The organism is Stenotrophomonas sp. FW305-3-2-15-E-LB1 (genome assembly GCF_058787375.1).
In genome coordinates this window covers 54,534-72,320 of sequence record NZ_JBYSZR010000013.1, presented here as the reverse complement: position 1 = coordinate 72,320, position 17,787 = coordinate 54,534, and the positions used below count along the sequence as shown (strand labels likewise).

Genomic DNA, 17,787 nt, shown 5'->3' with positions numbered 1-17,787 from the left:
GGTGCGCCGCTTCAATCTTTCCGAGTGGGCGCTGGCCAATCGCCCGCTGGTGCTGTTTGCCATGCTCGCCTTCGCGGTGATCGGCGCATGGTCGTACAAGCACCTGGGCCAGTCCGAAGATCCGCCGTTCACCTTCAAGGCGATGGTGATCCGCACGCAGTGGCCCGGTGCCACCGCCGAGCAGGTGTCGCGCCAGGTGACCGAGCCGATCGAGAAGGCGCTGATGAACACCGGCGAATACGAGTTCATCCGCTCGTACTCGCGTCCGGGCGAATCGCAGGTGATCTTCATGGCGCGCGACAGCCTGCGCTCCAAGCAGATCCCGGACCTGTGGTACCAGGTGCGCAAGCGCGTGGGCGACATCCGCGCGACGCTGCCCCGCGAGATCGTCGGCCCGTTCTACAACGATGAGTTCGGTGATACCTACGGCAACATCTATGCCCTCACCGGCAAGGGCTTCGACTATGCGGTGATGCGCGATTACGCCGACCGCATCCAGCTGGAGCTGCAGCGCGTGCCCGACGTCGGCAAGATCGACCTGGTCGGCCTGCAGGACGAGAAGGTGTGGATCGAGCTGTCCAACACCCGCCTGGCCACGCTGGGCCTGTCGATGCAGCAGGTGCAGCAGGCGCTGGCCGACCAGAACGCGATTGCCGGCACCAGCTTCTTTGAAACGCCGACCGACCGCGTGCAGCTGCGCGTGACCGGCCAGTTCGACAGCATCGAGGCGATCCGCCAGTTCCCGGTGCGTGCCGGCGAACGGACCGTGCACCTGGGCGACATCGCCGAGGTCAAGCGTGGCTTCGCCGATCCGGCCTCGCCGAAGATGCGCTTCATGGGTGAGGAAGCCATCGGCCTGGCCGTGGCGATGAAGGACGGTGGTGACATCCTCAAGCTGGGTGCGAACCTGGATGCGGAGTTCGAGCGCCTGCAGAAGACCCTGCCCACCGGCATGCAGCTGCGCAAGGTGTCCGACCAGCCGCAGGCGGTGGAAGAATCCGTCGGCGAGTTCGTGCAGGTGCTGACCGAAGCGGTGGTGATCGTGCTGCTGGTCAGCTTCTTCTCGCTGGGCCTGCGTACCGGCCTGGTGGTGGGCGTGACCATTCCGCTGGTGCTGGCGATGACCTTCTTCGTCATGCACTACTTCGGCATCGGCCTGCACAAGATCTCGCTGGGCGCGCTGGTGCTGGCCCTGGGCCTGCTGGTGGACGATGCGATCATCGCGGTGGAGATGATGGCCACCAAGATGGAGCAGGGCTTTGACCGCCTGCGCGCGGCCAGCTTCGCCTGGGAATCGACCGCGTTCCCGATGCTGACCGGTACCCTGATCACTGCGGCCGGCTTCCTGCCGATCGCCACGGCGGCGTCGAGCACGGGCGAGTACACCCGTTCGCTGTTCCAGGTGGTGACCATCGCGCTGGTGGTGTCGTGGATCGCTGCGGTGCTGTTCATCCCGTACCTGGGCGACAAGATGCTGCCGGACCTGTTCAACCCGCAGCCGCCGAAGCCGGGCAGCCTGTCCGCGCGCTGGCTGGCCCGGCGCCGGCAGTGGGCCGACCGCTACCCGGCGCTGGCCAACCTGTTGCGCCCGGCCGAGCACGGCCATGACCACGATCCGTACCAGCGGCCGTTCTACCAGCGCTTCCGCCGCTTCCTCGATGCGTGCCTGCGCCATCGCTGGTGGGTGATTGCCGCGACCATCGGCCTGTTCGTGTTCTCGCTGATGATGTTCCGCTTCGTGCCGCAGCAGTTCTTCCCCGATTCGACCCGGCCGGAACTGATGGTCGACATCGAACTGGCCGAAGGTGCCTCGCTGCGCTCGACCCAGGCCCAGGCGGAGAAGCTGGAAAAGCTGCTGCACGGCCGCGAGGACATCGCCAACTACGTGTCCTATGTGGGCACCGGCTCGCCGCGCTTCTACCTGCCGCTGGACCAGCAGCTGCCGGCGACCAACTTCGCCCAGTTCGTGGTGCTGGCCAAGGACACCCACGCCCGCGAAACCGCGCGCGACTGGCTGATGAAGGAGGTCATTCCACAGTTCCCGGACGTGCAGATGCGCGTGACCCGCCTGGAAAACGGCCCGCCGGTGGGCTACCCGGTGCAGATGCGCGTGTCCGGCGAGCACATCGAGCAGGTGCAGGCCATCGCGCGCCAGGTCGAGGCCAAGGTGCGCGAGAACCCGCACGTCATCAACGTCAACCTGGACTGGAGCGAGCCGAGCAAGGTGGTGCGCCTGGTGATCGACCAGGAGCGTGCACGCGCGCTGGGCGTGAGCAGTGCGCAGGTCAGCCAGTTCCTGGCCAGTTCGCTGGCCGGGCAGTCGGTGAGCGTGTACCGCGAAGGCAACCGCCAGATCGAGATGCTGTTGCGCGGCCCGGCCGACGAGCGTGACCAGCTGGAGCTGCTGTCCAGCCTGGCCATGCCCACCGCCAACGGTGGCAGCATCACGCTGTCCCAGGTGGCCACGATGGAGTATGGCTTCGAGGACGGCATCATCTGGCACCGCAACCGCCTGCCGACGGTGACCGTGCGTGCCGACATTGGCGATGGCATGCAGCCGCTGGACGTGGTGCAGCAGATCCTGCCGACGCTGGATGGCATCCGTACGCAGCTGCCCAGTGGCTACCTGCTGGAAACCGGCGGCACGGTGGAGGATTCGGCACGTGGCCAGGATTCGATCAAGGCCGGCATGCCGCTGTTCCTGATCGTGGTGGCGACCCTGCTGATGCTGCAGCTGCGCAGCTTCTCGCGGGCGGCGATGGTGCTGGTGACCGCGCCGCTGGGCATCATCGGTGCGACCCTGTTCCTGCTGCTGTTCCGCGCGCCGTTCGGCTTCGTGGCGCTGCTGGGCACGATCGCGCTGGCCGGCATGATCATGCGCAACTCGGTGATCCTGATCGACCAGATCCAGCAGGACATCGATGCCGGGCATGACCGCTGGCATTCGATCATCGACGCCACGGTGCGGCGTTTCCGCCCGATCGTGCTGACCGCACTGGCAGCGGTGCTGGCGATGATCCCGCTGTCACGCAGCGCGTTCTATGGCTCGATGGCGATCTCGATCATGGGTGGCCTGATTGTCGGTACCGTGCTGACCCTGGTGTTCCTGCCGGCGCTGTATGCCGCGTGGTTCCGGGTCAAGCCGGATGAAGCGGGGAAGTGACGATGCCGGGGTCGGATCCCGACCCCTGTAGAGTCGAGCCATGCTCGACTGCGGTTGGCGGGGTCGGAGCCTTTCCTGTGGAAAGGATCCGACCTCATCCACGCATGGCGTGGATCTACTGGGCGTCGTTCGTCAGTAGAGCCACCCCGTGGGGTGGATGATTCAAGGCGCGGGTGAGTTCCGGTACGCGATACCCCGCACTGCCAGCAGGAACAACACGGCGGTCGTAACGGTCAGCAGCATGGGAATGAACACATCAATGGCCAGACCCAGTGCATTTGCCCACGCCTGGGGCAGTGGGTTGCCGGCGTAATAGACCACCACCGCAAAGGCTGGCGAGGCCATGAACGGCCACACACACATCGCCGTGCTCAGCCACGCGAATGCTGCGCTGCTGCGCGTACGCACCCGGCGGTGCAGCATCCAGGCGGCAATGGCGCAGAGCAGGAGGCCGAGACTTCCTGCAATGCCGGTCAACAGATCGGGAGTGAGCACGGCCGGGTTCCTTGGCAACAGAGGATGGATCCAGTTCCGGCATCATGCATCATCCACGCATGGCGTGGATCTACAGTAGAGCCACCCCATGGGTGGCTGCACCGGCAGGGGTCAATACAACCCCTGCGCGAGCATCGCGTCGGCGACCTTCACGAAGCCGGCGATGTTGGCGCCGTCCACATAGTTGACGCTGCCGTCCGCGCGCTTGCCGTGGCGCACGCAGCTGGCGTGGATGTCCTTCATGATCGCGTGCAGGCGCTCGTCCACGTCGGCGTGGTGCCAGGACAGCCGCTGCGCGTTCTGGCTCATCTCCAGGCCCGACGTCGCCACACCACCGGCATTGCTGGCCTTGCCCGGTGCGTACAGCGTGCCGGCCTTCAGGAACACGTCCACCGCTTCCAGCGTGGAGGGCATGTTGGCGCCCTCGGCCACGCACTGCACGCCGTTGTGCACGAGCGTGCGGGCGTCGTCCTCATCCAGCTCGTTCTGGGTGGCGCAGGGCAGGGCGATGTCGGCCGGCACATGCCAGGGGCGCTTGCCGGCGAGGAACTCGAAGCGGGTATCAGCGGCCAGTTCCTGCAGGCGGCCGCGGCGCTCGTTCTTCAGTGCCATCAGCTCCTGCAGGGCCTGCTCGTCGAAGCCGTCGCGCGCGTACAGCGTGCCGCCCGAATCGGAGAAGGTCAGCACCTTCGCGCCCAGCTCGGTCGCCTTCAGGGCGGCGTACTGGGCCACGTTGCCGGAGCCGGATACCAGCACGCGTGCGCCGTGGGTTTCGCGGCGGGCGTGGTGCAGCATCTGTTCGACGAAGTAGACCGTGCCGTAGCCGGTCGCCTCCGGGCGCATCAGGCTGCCGCCATAGGACAGGCCCTTGCCGGTGAACACGCAGGCGGCCTCGTTGCTCAGCTTCTTCATCATGCCGGCCATGTAGCCGACCTCACGCGCACCCACGCCGATGTCGCCGGCGGGTACGTCGGTGTCCGGGCCCAGGTGGCGATGCAGTTCCAGCATCAGCGCCTGGCAGAAGCGCATCACTTCGGCATCGCTGCGGCCCTTGGGGTCGAAGTCCGAGCCGCCCTTGCCGCCGCCCATCGGCAGCGTGGTCAACGCGTTCTTGAAGGTCTGTTCGAAGGCCAGGAACTTCAGGATCGACAGATTCACCGACGGGTGGAAACGCATGCCGCCCTTGAACGGGCCGATGGCCGAGCTGTGCTGCACGCGCCAGGCGCGGTTCACATGGGCCTGGCCGGCGTCATCGCTCCAGGCCACGCGGAACTGGATCAGCCGCTCCGGCTCGACCAGGCGTTCCAGCAGGCCCTGCTGCAGGTAGCGCGGATTGTCCTGCAGGAACGGCCACAGGCTGTGGACCACTTCCTTCACCGCCTGCAGGAACTCGGGCTGGTGCGGGTCACGGCGGGCAACGTCGGCGAGGAACTCGTCGGGGGAACGATGCTTCAAAGACATTCCTTGGATTGAGGCCTGTGCGGGGCGGCGGCTGCGCGGTCGGCATGAAGGTTGCATCAGCCGAGCATGGCTCGGCTCTACAGTAGAGCCACCCCATGGGTGGCTACTCCAGACATCACTTCAGCTTGGCGAGCACCGCGTCGGTGGCGGCAGCGGTGCTGACCGCCTGGCCCTTGGCCGCGAGGTCGGCGGTGAACACGCTGTCATCCAGCACCGCATGCACGGCGGCTTCCACCGCAGCGGCTTCGGCGTCCAGGCCCAGCGAGTGGCGCAGCAGCATGGCGGCGCTGAAGATCGTCGCGTAGGGATTGGCGATGCCCTTGCCGGCGATGTCCGGTGCCGATCCGTGGATGGGTTCGTAGATGCCCACCGCGCCCGGCTCGCCCAGCGAAGCCGACGGCAGCAGGCCCAGCGAACCGGCCAGCATCGAGGCTTCGTCGGTGAGGATGTCGCCGAACATGTTCTCGGTGACGATCACATCGTACTCGCGCGGCTTGGCCAGCAGGTGCATGGCCATCGAGTCGACCAGCTGGTGTTCCAGCGCCACGTCCGGGAACTCCTCGCGGCCGATGCGCGCGGCCATGTCACGCCACAGGCGCGAGGTCTCCAGCACGTTGGCCTTGTCCACAGAAGTGACCTTGCCGCGGCGCTGCTGGGCCAGGCGGAAGGCGCTGCGCAGCACGCGCTCGATCTCGGCCACGGTATAGCGGCACAGGTCGCTGGCACTGTCGGCGTCGCGGGTCTTGTCGCCGAAGTAGATGCCGCCGGTCAGCTCGCGCACCACCACGAAGTCCACGCCCTGCAGCAGCTCGGCCTTGATCGGCGAGGCGTGCAGCGCGGCTTCATGGGTGCGCACCGGGCGCAGGTTGGCGTACAGGCCCAACGCCTTGCGGATCGCCAGCAGGCCCTGTTCCGGACGCACCTTGGCGTTCGGGTCGGACCACTTCGGGCCACCTACCGCGCCCAGCAGCACCGCGTTGGCGGCCTGGCAGGCGGCCAGGGTAGTGGCCGGCAGCGGTTCGCCATGGCGGTCGATGGCGATGCCACCGATGTCGTGCTCACTGAAGGAGAAGCTGTGGTTGAAGCGTTCGGCGACGGCCTTCAGGACGGCAACCGCAGCGGCGGCCACTTCCGGGCCGATGCCATCACCGGGCAGGACAACAATTTCAGCGTGCATGCTCACTCTCGTAACGTTCGATTTCAGGGACACGGCCCAACAGATACCCCAACTGGTCCACGCCTTCTAGCAGGCAGGTCTGCGAGAAGCCGTCCAGCGGGAAGGAATAGACGCGGCCGTCGGGCGTGCGCAGCTCGCGCGCGGCGACGTCGATGGTCAGTTCATCGTCCGGGCGCTGCATCAGCGCCTGCACGTCAGCCTCGTCCAGCACGATCGGCAGCAGGCCGTTCTTCAGCGCGTTGCCGCGGAAGATGTCGGCGATCTCGCTGCTGACGATGGCACGCAGGCCCAGGTCGGTCAGCGCCCACGGCGCGTGTTCGCGCGAGGAGCCACAGCCGAAGTTGCGGCCGGCCAGCAGGATGCTGCGGCCAGCGTTGTGCGGCTGGTTGAAGGCGAAGCCGGGCACCGGCGAGCCGTCGGCCTGCCAGCGCCAGTCATTGAACGCGTTGCGGCCCAGCCCGGCACGTTCGGTGGTGGACAGGAACCGCGCCGGAATGATCTGGTCGGTGTCGATGTTGGTCTGCGCCAGCACCACGCTGGACGAGGTCAGGGTACGGAAACCGGCCATCACGCCACCTCCTGTGCGAACAGTTCGCGGGTGTCGGCCACCTGGCCCTTCACCGCCGCCCACGCCGCACTCATCGGCGAGGCCAGCAGGGTGCGCGACCCGGGGCCCTGGCGGCCCTCGAAGTTGCGGTTGCTGGTGCTCACGGCCAGCTGGCCGGGGGCGACCAGGTCACCGTTCATGGCGATGCACATCGAGCAGCCCGGCTCGCGCCATTCGGCACCGGCCGCGCGCACGATCTCATGGATGCCTTCGGCCTCGGCCTGGCGCTTGACGATTTCCGAGCCCGGCACCACCAGCATGCGCACGCCCTCGGCGACGTGGCGGCCACGCAGCACCTGCGCCACTTCGCGCATGTCGCTCAGGCGGCCGTTGGTGCACGAGCCGACGAACACCACGTCCACCGGGGTCCCGGCCAGGGCCTTGCCGGCCTGGAAGTGCATGTAGTCCAGGCCCTTCTGTGCGGCGGCATCGTTGGCTGCGGGAATGGGCGTGTCCACGGCGATGGCGGTGCCCGGGTGCGTGCCCCAGGTCAGGGTCGGGCGGATGTCGGCGGCATCGATGCGCACTTCGCTGTCGAAGCGTGCGCCTTCATCACTGCGCAGCTGCTGCCAGCGGGCCACCGCGGCGTCGAAGTCGGCGCCCTTGGGGCCGCGCGGGGTAGCGGCCACGAAGTCGAACGTGACCTGGTCCGGGGCGACCATGCCGGCACGCGCACCGGCTTCGATCGACATGTTGCACAGGGTCATGCGCTGTTCCATGTCCATCGCTTCGATGGTGCTGCCGCGGAATTCGATGACGTGGCCGGTGCCACCGTTGACGCCGATCACGCCGATGATGTGCAGGACCACGTCCTTGGCGCCGACGCCGGGCGCCAGCGGGCCATCAACGGTGATCGCGAAGGTTTTCGCTTTGCGCTGCAGCAGGCACTGGGTGGCCAGCACGTGGCCGACTTCGCTGGTGCCGATGCCGAAGGCCAGCGAACCGAACGCACCGTGGGTGGAGGTGTGGCTGTCACCGCAGACGATGGTCATGCCGGGCTGGGTGAATCCCTGCTCCGGGGCGATGACGTGGACGATGCCGCGGTTGTCCGAGGCCATGTCGAACAGTTCGATGCCGTACTCGGCGCAGTTGCGCGCCAGGGTGGCGACCTGCGCTTCGGAGGCGGCGCTGGCGTAGGGCAGCTTGCCGTCGGCACCGGCCGGCAGGGTCGGGGTGGAATGGTCCATCGTTGCCTTGGTGCGATCCGGGCGGCGCGGCGCCAGGCCGCGCGAACGCAGCTCGGTGAAGGCCTGCGGCGAGGTGACCTCGTGGATCAGGTGCAGGTCGATGTACAGCACGGCGGGGGCGCTGTCGGATTCGGGAACCACCACGTGGGCGTCCCACAGTTTGTCGTACAGGGTGCGGGGTGCGGAAGTCATGCGTATGCCTGGCAGAAGTACGAAAGAACGAACATCAATAAAGAAAGCGGAACGGTCAAGTCAGCGACGGCGGGCGAGCACGCGCAGGCGCACATAGTCGGCCAGCGGCTGCCCGGCTGCGTTGCGCGGCAGGTCGTCGAGCAGGGCCGCAGCCGCTTCGCGCACCGTGGCGCGGGCGGCGGCCGGCAGGTCGTCCAGCAGAGGCGCGGCGAACACCCGCAGCCAGCCGGCGACGCCGGTGGGCAGCGCGGTCGGGCGCGGCGTGGTTTCGATCAGCTGCACCTGGAAGCCATGCTGGCGCAGGCGGTCGGCGTAGGCATCGGCGGTGGGGAAATACCACTGGAACGCGCTGGCGCCGTGGCCGTGGGCCACGCGTGCTGCCTGCACCGCAGCGATGATCGTGGCTACGTTGCCATGGCCGCCGAACTCGGCGACGAAGCGGCCACCGGGACGCAGGGCACGGCGCACGCCTTCCAGCACGCGGTCCGGGTTGCCCATCCAATGCAGCGCGGCATTGCTGAACACCGCATCGAACTCCGCGTTGAAGGTCAGCGCGTGGCCATCCATCACCTGCGCATCGACGCCGCGCGCGCGGGCGGCATTGACCAGTTCCGGCGAGGCATCCACGCCGTGGATGCGGGCACCGCTCAGGGCCAGTTCGGTGCTGAGCACGCCATCGCCACAGCCCAGGTCGAGGATGCGTTCACCGGTGCGCGGGTCGAGCAGGCGCGACACCGCACCGCCGAGCAGCGGCACGAAACCGGCATCGATCGCATAGTCCTGCGCGTTCCACTGCTGGCCGGCGGCCGTGGTGGCGGTGTCGAAGGCGCTCATGTCAGGTTCCTCAGGCAGTGGCGGCGGTCGGGGTTTCGGTGCTGCTGGTAGCCGCCTGGCGCTGGCGCAGCAGGCGGTTGGCCACGTCCAGCCAGGCCAGGGCGGAGGCTTCGATGATGTCCTTGCTGGTGCCGGTGCCGTCGTACTCCACGCCTTCGTGGCGCACGCTCAGGTTGGCTTCGCCGCGTGCATCGGCGCCGATGCCGACGCTGTGCACCTGGTAGCTGTCCAGCTGCAGCTGCACGCCGGTGGCCGAGGACAGCGCGCCGAACAGGGCGTCGACCGGGCCATCGCCCTGTGCGGTCTCGGCCACGCGGTTGCCTTCCGGGTCGGACAGTTCGACCAGGGCGTTGGCGCGGCTGCCGACGTCGCTGATGGTCATCGAGGCCAGGCGGTAGCCCTGGTTGTTGGCGCCGCCCTGCATCAAGGTCTGCAGGTCGGCATCGGTGACCACGCGCTGCTGCTCGCACATCGCCTTGAACTGCTCGAAGACCAGCTTCAGTTCGTCTTCTTCCAGCCAGAAGCCCAGCGCACGCAGGCGCGATTCGACGGCGGCGCGGCCACTGTGGCGGCCCAGCACCATCTGCGAATCTTCCCAGCCCACGTCTTCCGGACGCATGATTTCGTAGGTGCCGCGGTGGCGCAGCATGCCGTGCTGGTGGATGCCCGATTCATGGGCGAAGGCGTTGGCGCCGACGATGGCCTTGTTGCGCTGGACCGGCATGCCGACCAGGCGCTGCAGCAGCTGCGAGGTGCCGACGATGCGCGGGGTGTTGATCGCGGTGTCCTGCTCGTAGAAGGCCTGGCGCACCTTCAGCACCATGGCGATTTCTTCCAGCGAGCAGTTGCCGGCGCGTTCGCCGATGCCGTTGATGGTGCACTCGACCTGGCGCGCGCCACCCTCGACGGCCGCCAGCGAGTTGGCCACGGCCAGGCCCAGGTCGTTGTGGCAGTGCGCGCTGAAGATCACGTTGGCCGCGTTCGGCACGTCGGCCACGCCGGCGATGACCTGCTGGAACATCGCGCGGATTTCTTCCGGCGTGGTGAAGCCGACGGTGTCGGGCAGGTTGATGGTGGTGGCACCGGCCGCGATCGCCGCGCGCGAAACCTCGATCAGATAGTCCAGCTCGGTACGGGTGGCATCCTCGGCCGAGAACTCGACATCGTCCACATAGGTGCGGGCCAGGGTGACGTGCTTGCGTACCGATTCCAGTACTTGCTCGCGGGTCATGCGCAGCTTGTGCTCGCGGTGCAGCGGGCTGGTCGACAGGAACAGGTGCAGGCGCGGGTTGGCTGCGGCTTCCAGTGCACGTGCGGAGGTTTCGATGTCGGCCTGCAGGCAGCGCGACAGCACGGCCAGGGTCAGGCCGGGGCGGCGCAGCTCACGGCCGATCAGGGCCATCGCTTCGCGGTCGGACTGCGAGCTGGCCGGGAAGCCGGTCTCGATGATGTCCACGCCCAGTTCGTCCAGCGCACGCGCCATCACCAGCTTCTGCGGCGGGCTCATGCTGCAGCCGGGGGACTGCTCGCCGTCACGCAGGGTGGTGTCGAAGATGCGGATGCGCGGGGTGGTAATTCGTTCGATGGTGGTCACAGGGAAATCTCCTCGACAGCGGGCGCGACGGCTTTCAGGTTGGAAGGGGAAGAGGTGGGGGAGGCGGGGGCGCTGGCCTTGCTGGGCGAGCGAGGGGTTTCACTGCGGCGCCGGCGCGGTTTGCGCGGCGGCCGGGGGCGGATGTCGGTGAGCAGGCCGGCCAGTACGCCGGCATCGATGTTGCCGCCGGACACCACCGCGCACTTGCGGCGGCCGGCCACGCGGCGGCCCGCAGCCAGGGCCAGCGCGCCTGCGCCCTCGGCGATGATGTGTTCTTCCAGCGCCAGGCGGACCAGGGTCTCGCGCAGCTCGGCCTCGCGCACGATCACCACGTCGTCCAGCAGCGAGGCGCACAGGCGGCGGGTCAGGTATCCCGGCACCTTCACCCGCACGCCGTCGGCCAGCGACGGCACCGGTGCGATCTCGTTGACATCACCGTGGATCGCGCGGGCCATCGAATCGACGCCCTCGACCTGTGCGCCGATGATGCGCACGCCCTGCGATTTCAGCGCCAGCGCCACGCCGGAGGCCAGGCCGCCGCCGCCGATCGGCACGATCACCACGTCCGGTGCGTGCGGCGCCAGCTCGATGCCGACCGTGCCCTGGCCGGCGATCACGTCGGCATCGTCGAAGGCGGACAGGAAGCGGTAGCCATGGCGCTGCGCCAGCTCGACGGCGAAGGCGAAGGCCTCGTCGTAGCTGTGGCCATGCTGGCGCACGGTGGCGCCCCAGTGGGCAACGCCGGCGATCTTGGTCGCCGGTGCGCCGTGCGGCATCACGGTGATGGCCGGCACGTCCAGGCGGTAGGCGGCCCAGGCCACGCCCTGGGCGTGGTTGCCGGCGGAGGCGCAGATCACCGGCCGGGTGTCGCCGCGTTCACGGCCCGCCAGCAGGGCGTTCAATGCGCCGCGCACCTTGTAGGAACCGGTGCGCTGCAGGTTCTCCAGCTTCAGCCAGGTGCCGAAGCGCTCGGCATGGTGCAGCGGGGTGGGCGGCAGGAAGCGGCGCAGGCGGGCCTGCGCAGCCAGGACGTCGGCGACGCTTACGTCGCCGACATCGCTTTCCTTGCTGGCATCAGCGGCCGGCATGGGCCACCAGCGGGGTGCAGCAGACCGCCGCGTGCGGGCACGGGCGACGAAGAAGACGCCTCCGTGCCGGCACCGTGGTCGATACGGTACGGGTGTTCATCATGCAGCTCCTTCCACGGGTGTCAGCTGTACCGACACGCAGTCGTAGATTTTTTCCATCTGCCGGCACAGCGTTTCCGGCGGCCGCTGGCCATCGACCACCAGCTGCAGGTGCCAGCGTCCGTCATCGGCGGCCACCGGCGCGCCGCTGATCGCGCGCGGGGCGAAACCGCGGCGTTCGGCCATGCCGATCACGCGCAGCAGCGCGCCTTCGGCCGGGTGCAGCACCAGGTCAAGCCGGTATTGCATTGGGGGTCTCCTGGCGGACGTGGGCGGGGTTGCTTTCCAGCATGGTGCTGTTGGCAGTGTTGGGCGGCACCAGCGGCCATACGTTGGCGCGCGCGTCGATGGCCACGTGCAGCAGGGCCGGGCCGGGCTCGGCCAGCAGTGCAGCCAGGCCGCCTTCCACGTCGTCGCGGTTGTCGATGCGGGTGGCCGCAATGCCGAACACCTTGGCCAGGGCCACGAAGTCCGGGTTGTCGGACAGGTCGATCTCGCTGTAGCGCTCGGCGAAGAACAGTTCCTGCCACTGCCGCACCATGCCCAGCGAACTGTTGTCCAGCAGCACGATCTTCACCGGCAGGCGGCAGCGGGCGATGGTGGCCAGCTCCTGCACGTTCATCATGAAGCTGCCATCGCCGGACACCAGCACCACGGTGCGGTCGGGGCAGGCGAACTGCGCGCCCATCGCCGCCGGCAGGCCGAAGCCCATGGTGCCCAGCGCGCCACTGGTCAGGTGGTTGCGCGGGTGGTTGAAGCGGCAATGCTGGGCCACCCACATCTGGTGCTGGCCGACATCGCAGGCGATGACCGCATCGGCCGGCGCCACTTCGCTCAGCCGCTTCAGCAGCGCCGGGGCATAGATGTGCTGGCCCGGTGCGTCGTAGCGGGCGGCGAAGCGGTCGCGGTGCTGGGCACAGCGCTTGCGCCATGCGTCCTGGTGGGCCTTGGGGGAGGGGAAGGCCGCACGCAGGGCGCGGATGGCATGGCTGACATTGCCCGGCACCGCGACATCGGCGCTGCGCAGCTTGGAGATCTCGTAAGCGTCGGCGTCGATGTGGACCACGCGGGCGAACGGGGCGAACTCGGCCAGCTTGCCGGTGGCACGGTCATCGAAGCGCGCACCCAGCACCAGCAGCAGGTCGCTTTCCTGCACGGCCATGTTGGCTGCGCGGGTGCCGTGCATGCCCAGCATGCCCAGCGACTGCGGGTGCTGCGGGGGCAGCGCGCCCAGGCCACGCAGGGTCATCACGGTGGGGATGGCGCTGGCCTCGACGAAGTCGCGCAGGTCCTGCACGGCTTCGCCCAGGGCAATGCCACCGCCGGCGTAGACGACCGGCTTTTCGGCCGCCGCCAGTGCGGCGATGGCTTCAGCGATCGCTGCATCGGCCGCCGCCGCAGGCGGTTCGACACTGGCCGGCACGTGCGCCGGCAGGTGGCTGGCATCGGCCAGCTGCACGTCCTTGGGCAGGTCGATCAGGACCGGGCCGGGGCGGCCCTCGCGGGCGATGCGGAAGGCATCGGCAACCACGCGCGGCAGGTCGTCGACGCTGCGCACCAGCCAGCTGTGCTTGACGATCGGCAGGGTCAGGCCGAACACATCCAGTTCCTGGAAGGCATCGGTACCCAGCAGCGGGGTGCCGACCTGGCCGGTGATGCAGACCATCGGCACCGAGTCCAGCATCGCATCAGCGATGCCGGTGACCAGGTTCGACGCGCCGGGGCCGGAAGTGGCCACGCAGACGCCGACCTGGCCGCTGGCGCGGGCGAAGCCATTGGCCGCCAGCGCCGCACCCTGTTCGTGGCGCACCAGGATGTGCTTCAGCGACGAATCCACCAGCGCGTCGTAGAACGGCATGATGGTGCCGCCGGGGTAGCCGAACAGCGTACGGACGCCCTCGGCCTCCAGCGCCTGGGTCAGCCAGCGCGCGCCGTTGGGCGGCGCGCTGCGGTGTGTGGGAGAGTTCATGGGGGAACCTTGCAAAGCGGGTGGGGGAGGCCGCGTGGTTACGCGGCCTGTCCTTGCAACCAGACCATCTTGGCGCGCAGTTCCTTGCCTACCTTCTCGATCGGGTGCTCCAGGTCGGCCTGCTTGTACTTGTTGTAGTTCGGCAGGCCCGCTTCGTACTCGGCCACCCAGTTCTTGGTGAAGGTGCCGTCCTGGATGTCCTTCAGGACTTCCTTCATGCGCTCCTTGGTGCCGGCGTCGATCACGCGCGGGCCGCTGACGTAGTCGCCGTACTGGGCGGTCTCGGAGACGAATTCCAGCATGCGCGAGATGCCGCCTTCGTAGAACAGGTCCACTATCAGCTTCAGTTCGTGCAGCACTTCGTAGTAGGCGATTTCCGGCTGGTAGCCGGCTTCCACCAGGGTCTCGAAGCCGGCCTGCACCAGTGCCGAGGCACCGCCGCACAGCACCGCCTGTTCGCCGAACAGATCGGTTTCGGTTTCTTCCTTGAAGGTGGTCTGGATCAGGTTGGCGCGGGCGCCGCCCAGGCCGGCCGCATAGGCCTTTGCATGCTGTTCGGCATTGCCGCTGACGTCCTGGTGGATCGCCCAGATGCACGGCACGCCGCGGCCGATCTCGTATTCGCGGCGGACCAGCGCGCCCGGGCCCTTCGGCGCCACCAGCACCACGTCCAGGTCGGCGCGCGGTTCGATCATGCCGTAATGCACGTTCAGGCCGTGGGCGAACAGCAGGCAGGCACCCTGCTTCATGTTCGGCGCCAGCACCTCGTTGTACAGCTTCTTCTGCACCATGTCCGGGGTCAGCACGGCGACCAGGTCAGCGTCTTTCACCGCTTCGGCCGGTGCCACCACGTTGAAGCCATCGGCCTGGGCCTTGGCTTCGGTCGGGCCGCCCGGACGCAGGCCTACCACCACGTCGAAGCCGGATTCGCGCAGGTTCAGTGCGTGGGCGCGGCCCTGGCTGCCGTAGCCGATGACGGCGATCTTGGTCTGGGGCAGTTCGTTGGTGCTCATGGGGGAGGTTCCTTGCGTGGGAAGAAAAAAGACGGCCGGCAGTCGAAGCGACGTACCGGCCGGTCAGGGGAAAACGGTGGGGGAGGCGCCGTGCGTCGCACGGGCACAGCCACCACGAGGCGTCGTGGGGTGGCAGGTCCGGGTTTTGCAGTGGGCGGTGTTCATGGTGGTTGCGTCTGAAACCAGGTCTTGAAATGAAAAAACCCGCACCGGGGCGGGTGCGGGTTTTTGTCGAGTTCCGGTGTGTCTGTTGCTTACACGCTGGCTCGTCCCGCACCTGTTGGTTGGGTAATAAGTACGAGCACGAGAATCGAACGCAGCGAGGCGGCGCCGGTGTCGGCGGCTTCAACGCGGGTTCGCGGTGGCGTGGTGTGGTGCAACATGTGATCGAGAGAAACATGGGCGATTCGGCAGTGTCAACCCTGGCAACGGATATTTTTTTGGTTTCCGCTGCATCCGGCGCAATCGCTTGTGGCACAAGGATGGTTTCCAGCGAAAGTGTTTCGGTGAACCGGAATTCACTCTTTTCAGGGGGTCTTTTTGCGCGGAAATGAGGGTCTTTCACCGCTGCGCTCGCCGGGCACGGCCCGGCGCTACCGGATCCCGTGCAGGTAGCGCCGGGCCATGCCCGGCGGATTGCCGCTGCCTTCCATGACCTCTGCCCGATACCGCGTGAAGGCCGCAACGGCGAAGATCGGGGGACCACCCTTCCATCGGAACCCGACCGTGTCCCGACGCCTTGCCCGTTCCCTGCTTGCCGCCGCCCTGCTGGCGACCCTGCCGACCCTGGCTTCCGCCGCCGATCGCATCACCGGCCACACCTTCGCCACCCGCTCGGAGGTCATCGCCCCGCACGCCATGGCCGCGACCTCGCAGCCGCTGGCCACCCAGGTCGCGCTGGACGTGATGAAGGCCGGTGGCTCGGCCGTCGATGCCGCCATCGCCGCCAATGCCACCCTGGGCCTGATGGAGCCGACCGGCAACGGCGTCGGCGGTGATCTGTTCGCCATCGTCTGGGATCCGAAGACCCAGAAGCTGTACGGCTACAACGGCTCGGGCCGCTCGCCGAAGTCGCTGACCCTGGCCGAGTTCCAGCGTCGCGGCCTGAAGGACATCCCCGCCACCGGCCCGCTGCCGGTGTCGGTACCCGGCGCGGTCGATGGCTGGTTTGCCCTGCACGAGCGCTTCGGCCGCAAGCCGATGGCCGACAACCTGGCCCCGGCCATCCGCTATGCCCGCGAGGGGCACCCGGTGGCCGAGGTCATCGCCTACTACTGGGACCGCTCGGTACCCAAGCTCTCGCAGTACCCCGGCTTCAAGGAGCAGTTCACGATCAACGGCCACGCCCCGCGCAAGGGCGAGATGTGGAAGAACCCGAACCTGGCCAACACCCTGCAGCAGATTGCCGACGGCGGCCGCGATGCCTTCTACAAGGGCGCCATCGCCCACACCATCGGCGACTACTTCAAGGCCAACGGCGGCTACCTGAGCTACCAGGACATGGCCGACCACCATGGCGAGTGGGTCGAACCGGTCAGCAGCAACTACCGTGGCTATGACGTGTGGGAGCTGCCGCCGAACAGCCAGGGCATCGCCGCGCTGCAGATCCTCAACGTACTGGAAGGCTACGATTTCTCGAAGATTCCGTTCGGCTCGCCCGAGCACGTGCACCTGTTCGTCGAAGCCAAGAAGCTGGCCTTCGCCGACCGCGCGCGCTTCTACGCCGACATGGCCTTCCAGCCGGCACCGGTGCAGAAGCTGATTTCCAAGGAATATGCCGCGCAGCGCCGCGCGCTGATCTCGATGGACAAGGCGCTGAAGGAAGTGCAGCCGGGCACGCCCAAGCAGCTGGAGGAGGGTGACACGATCTACATGACCGTGGCCGACGCCGACGGCATGATGGTGTCGCTGATCCAGTCCAACTACCGCGGCATGGGCAGTGGCATGGCACCGCCGGGGCTGGGCTTCATCCTGCAGGACCGCGGCGAGATGTTCGTGCTGCAGAAGAACCACCCCAATGGCTACGCACCGGGCAAGCGCCCGTTCCAGACCATCATCCCGGGCTTCATCACCAAGGACGGCAAGCCCTACGCCAGCTTCGGCGTGATGGGTGGCGCGATGCAGCCGCAGGGCCACGCGCAGATCGTGATGAACCTGGTGGACTTCGGCATGAACCTGCAGGAAGCCGGCGATGCGCCACGCATCCAGCACGAGGGCTCGACCGAACCGACCGGGCAGGCGACGGCGATGAGTGACGGTGGCGAAGTGAACCTGGAAACCGGCTTCCCGTACGAGACGGTGCGCGCGCTGATGCGCAAGGGGCATCGCATCGTGTTTGCCGACGGCCCGTATGGCGGCTACCAGGCGATCATGCGTGATCCGGAGAGCGGGGTGTACTACGGTGCTTCGGAGAGCCGCAAGGATGGGCAGGCGGCGGGGTACTGAGGTTTCCGGCCAACGGGCTGAGCCCCCTCTGCGGTGGTGGTTCGTTGAAGCTTGGTCATGTGATTGGGCCGGGCGGGTGGGCTGGTCGGGGGACGCCGTGAATCCGTCCCTGGAGGCTTGGCAGCCGCATCCATGCGGCTGACACCCCCGCCCAACCCACCCGCCCGGCCCCTGACAGTTTCCGTGGCCGCCACCGCAGGAAAAGAAAAAAGAAGAGCAAAGGCAAAAGCAATCCGACCCCTTCTTGTTTTCCGATACACCTCATCCACGCATGGCGTGGAGAACCAACCGTCACCGGGAAACTGTCGGGGGTGGGGCGGTGTGGGTGGGCAGGACCGTTGGCGCCATGGATGGCGCCATCGAGCCTCCAGGGACGGGTTTACGGCGTGTCCTGCCCACCCACACCGCCCCGCCCAACCAGCAGAAACCCAGAGCCGCTTTTGCTTCGGCCGTTGCCGTTGCA

Annotated in this window: 13 protein-coding genes; 2 read left to right on the top strand and 11 right to left on the bottom strand. The window is 67.7% G+C overall.

Annotated features, from left to right (window positions below; all coding sequences use genetic code 11):
• The first annotated feature begins 1 nt into the window (after window position 1).
• Complete coding sequence (locus tag AC3WL7_RS11590; protein ID WP_492750346.1) at window positions 2-3,163, top strand: efflux RND transporter permease subunit; 3,162 nt, start codon at window positions 2-4, stop codon at window positions 3,161-3,163.
• A 162-nt stretch (window positions 3,164-3,325) separates the two neighbouring features.
• On the opposite strand, the gene AC3WL7_RS11585 is transcribed toward AC3WL7_RS11590, so the two are convergent.
• From AC3WL7_RS11585 to ilvC, 11 genes are all read right to left on the bottom strand, one after another.
• Window positions 3,326-3,658, bottom strand: a complete 333-nt coding sequence (locus tag AC3WL7_RS11585; protein ID WP_492750345.1) for a hypothetical protein — start codon at window positions 3,656-3,658, stop codon at window positions 3,326-3,328.
• A 111-nt stretch (window positions 3,659-3,769) separates the two neighbouring features.
• Complete coding sequence (gdhA, locus tag AC3WL7_RS11580) at window positions 3,770-5,119, bottom strand: NADP-specific glutamate dehydrogenase (protein WP_492750344.1); 1,350 nt, start codon at window positions 5,117-5,119, stop codon at window positions 3,770-3,772.
• A 115-nt stretch (window positions 5,120-5,234) separates the two neighbouring features.
• On the bottom strand, window positions 5,235-6,296 hold the full coding sequence (leuB, locus tag AC3WL7_RS11575) for a 3-isopropylmalate dehydrogenase (RefSeq protein ID WP_492750343.1): 1,062 nt from the start codon (window positions 6,294-6,296) through the stop codon (window positions 5,235-5,237).
• On the bottom strand, window positions 6,286-6,864 hold the full coding sequence (gene leuD / locus AC3WL7_RS11570; protein ID WP_492750342.1) for a 3-isopropylmalate dehydratase small subunit: 579 nt from the start codon (window positions 6,862-6,864) through the stop codon (window positions 6,286-6,288). The genes leuB and leuD overlap by 11 nt, the downstream gene beginning before the upstream one ends.
• Window positions 6,864-8,282: a 3-isopropylmalate dehydratase large subunit gene (leuC, locus tag AC3WL7_RS11565; protein ID WP_079223158.1), complete on the bottom strand. Its 1,419-nt coding sequence runs from the start codon at window positions 8,280-8,282 to the stop codon at window positions 6,864-6,866. Before leuC ends, leuD begins: the two co-directional genes overlap by 1 nt.
• Window positions 8,283-8,342: 60 nt before the next feature.
• Window positions 8,343-9,116 carry a class I SAM-dependent methyltransferase gene (locus tag AC3WL7_RS11560; protein ID WP_492750341.1) on the bottom strand — a complete coding sequence of 258 codons (774 nt, stop codon included), beginning with the start codon at window positions 9,114-9,116 and terminating at the stop codon, window positions 8,343-8,345.
• 10 nt (window positions 9,117-9,126) lie between these two features.
• Window positions 9,127-10,710, bottom strand: coding sequence for a 2-isopropylmalate synthase (locus AC3WL7_RS11555; RefSeq protein ID WP_079223156.1), 1,584 nt, complete (start codon window positions 10,708-10,710; stop codon window positions 9,127-9,129).
• The gene (locus AC3WL7_RS11550; protein ID WP_492750340.1) at window positions 10,707-11,798 is read right to left on the bottom strand and encodes a threonine dehydratase; all 1,092 of its coding nucleotides are present in this window, start codon (window positions 11,796-11,798) and stop codon (window positions 10,707-10,709) included. Before AC3WL7_RS11550 ends, AC3WL7_RS11555 begins: the two co-directional genes overlap by 4 nt.
• 99 nt (window positions 11,799-11,897) lie before the next feature.
• On the bottom strand, window positions 11,898-12,146 hold the full coding sequence (locus AC3WL7_RS11545) for an ACT domain-containing protein (protein ID WP_079223152.1): 249 nt from the start codon (window positions 12,144-12,146) through the stop codon (window positions 11,898-11,900).
• A complete protein-coding gene (gene ilvG, locus AC3WL7_RS11540; RefSeq protein ID WP_079223150.1) occupies window positions 12,130-13,866 on the bottom strand; it encodes an acetolactate synthase 2 catalytic subunit in 1,737 nt (578 codons plus the stop codon). Before ilvG ends, AC3WL7_RS11545 begins: the two co-directional genes overlap by 17 nt.
• Before the next feature lie 38 nt (window positions 13,867-13,904).
• Window positions 13,905-14,879 carry a ketol-acid reductoisomerase gene (ilvC, locus tag AC3WL7_RS11535; protein ID WP_079223148.1) on the bottom strand — a complete coding sequence of 325 codons (975 nt, stop codon included), beginning with the start codon at window positions 14,877-14,879 and terminating at the stop codon, window positions 13,905-13,907.
• A 726-nt stretch (window positions 14,880-15,605) separates the two neighbouring features.
• On the opposite strand from ilvC, the gene ggt reads away from it, so the two are divergent.
• The gene (gene ggt / locus AC3WL7_RS11530; protein ID WP_108747320.1) at window positions 15,606-17,324 is read left to right on the top strand and encodes a gamma-glutamyltransferase; all 1,719 of its coding nucleotides are present in this window, start codon (window positions 15,606-15,608) and stop codon (window positions 17,322-17,324) included.
• The last annotated feature ends 463 nt before the right edge of the window (window positions 17,325-17,787 follow it).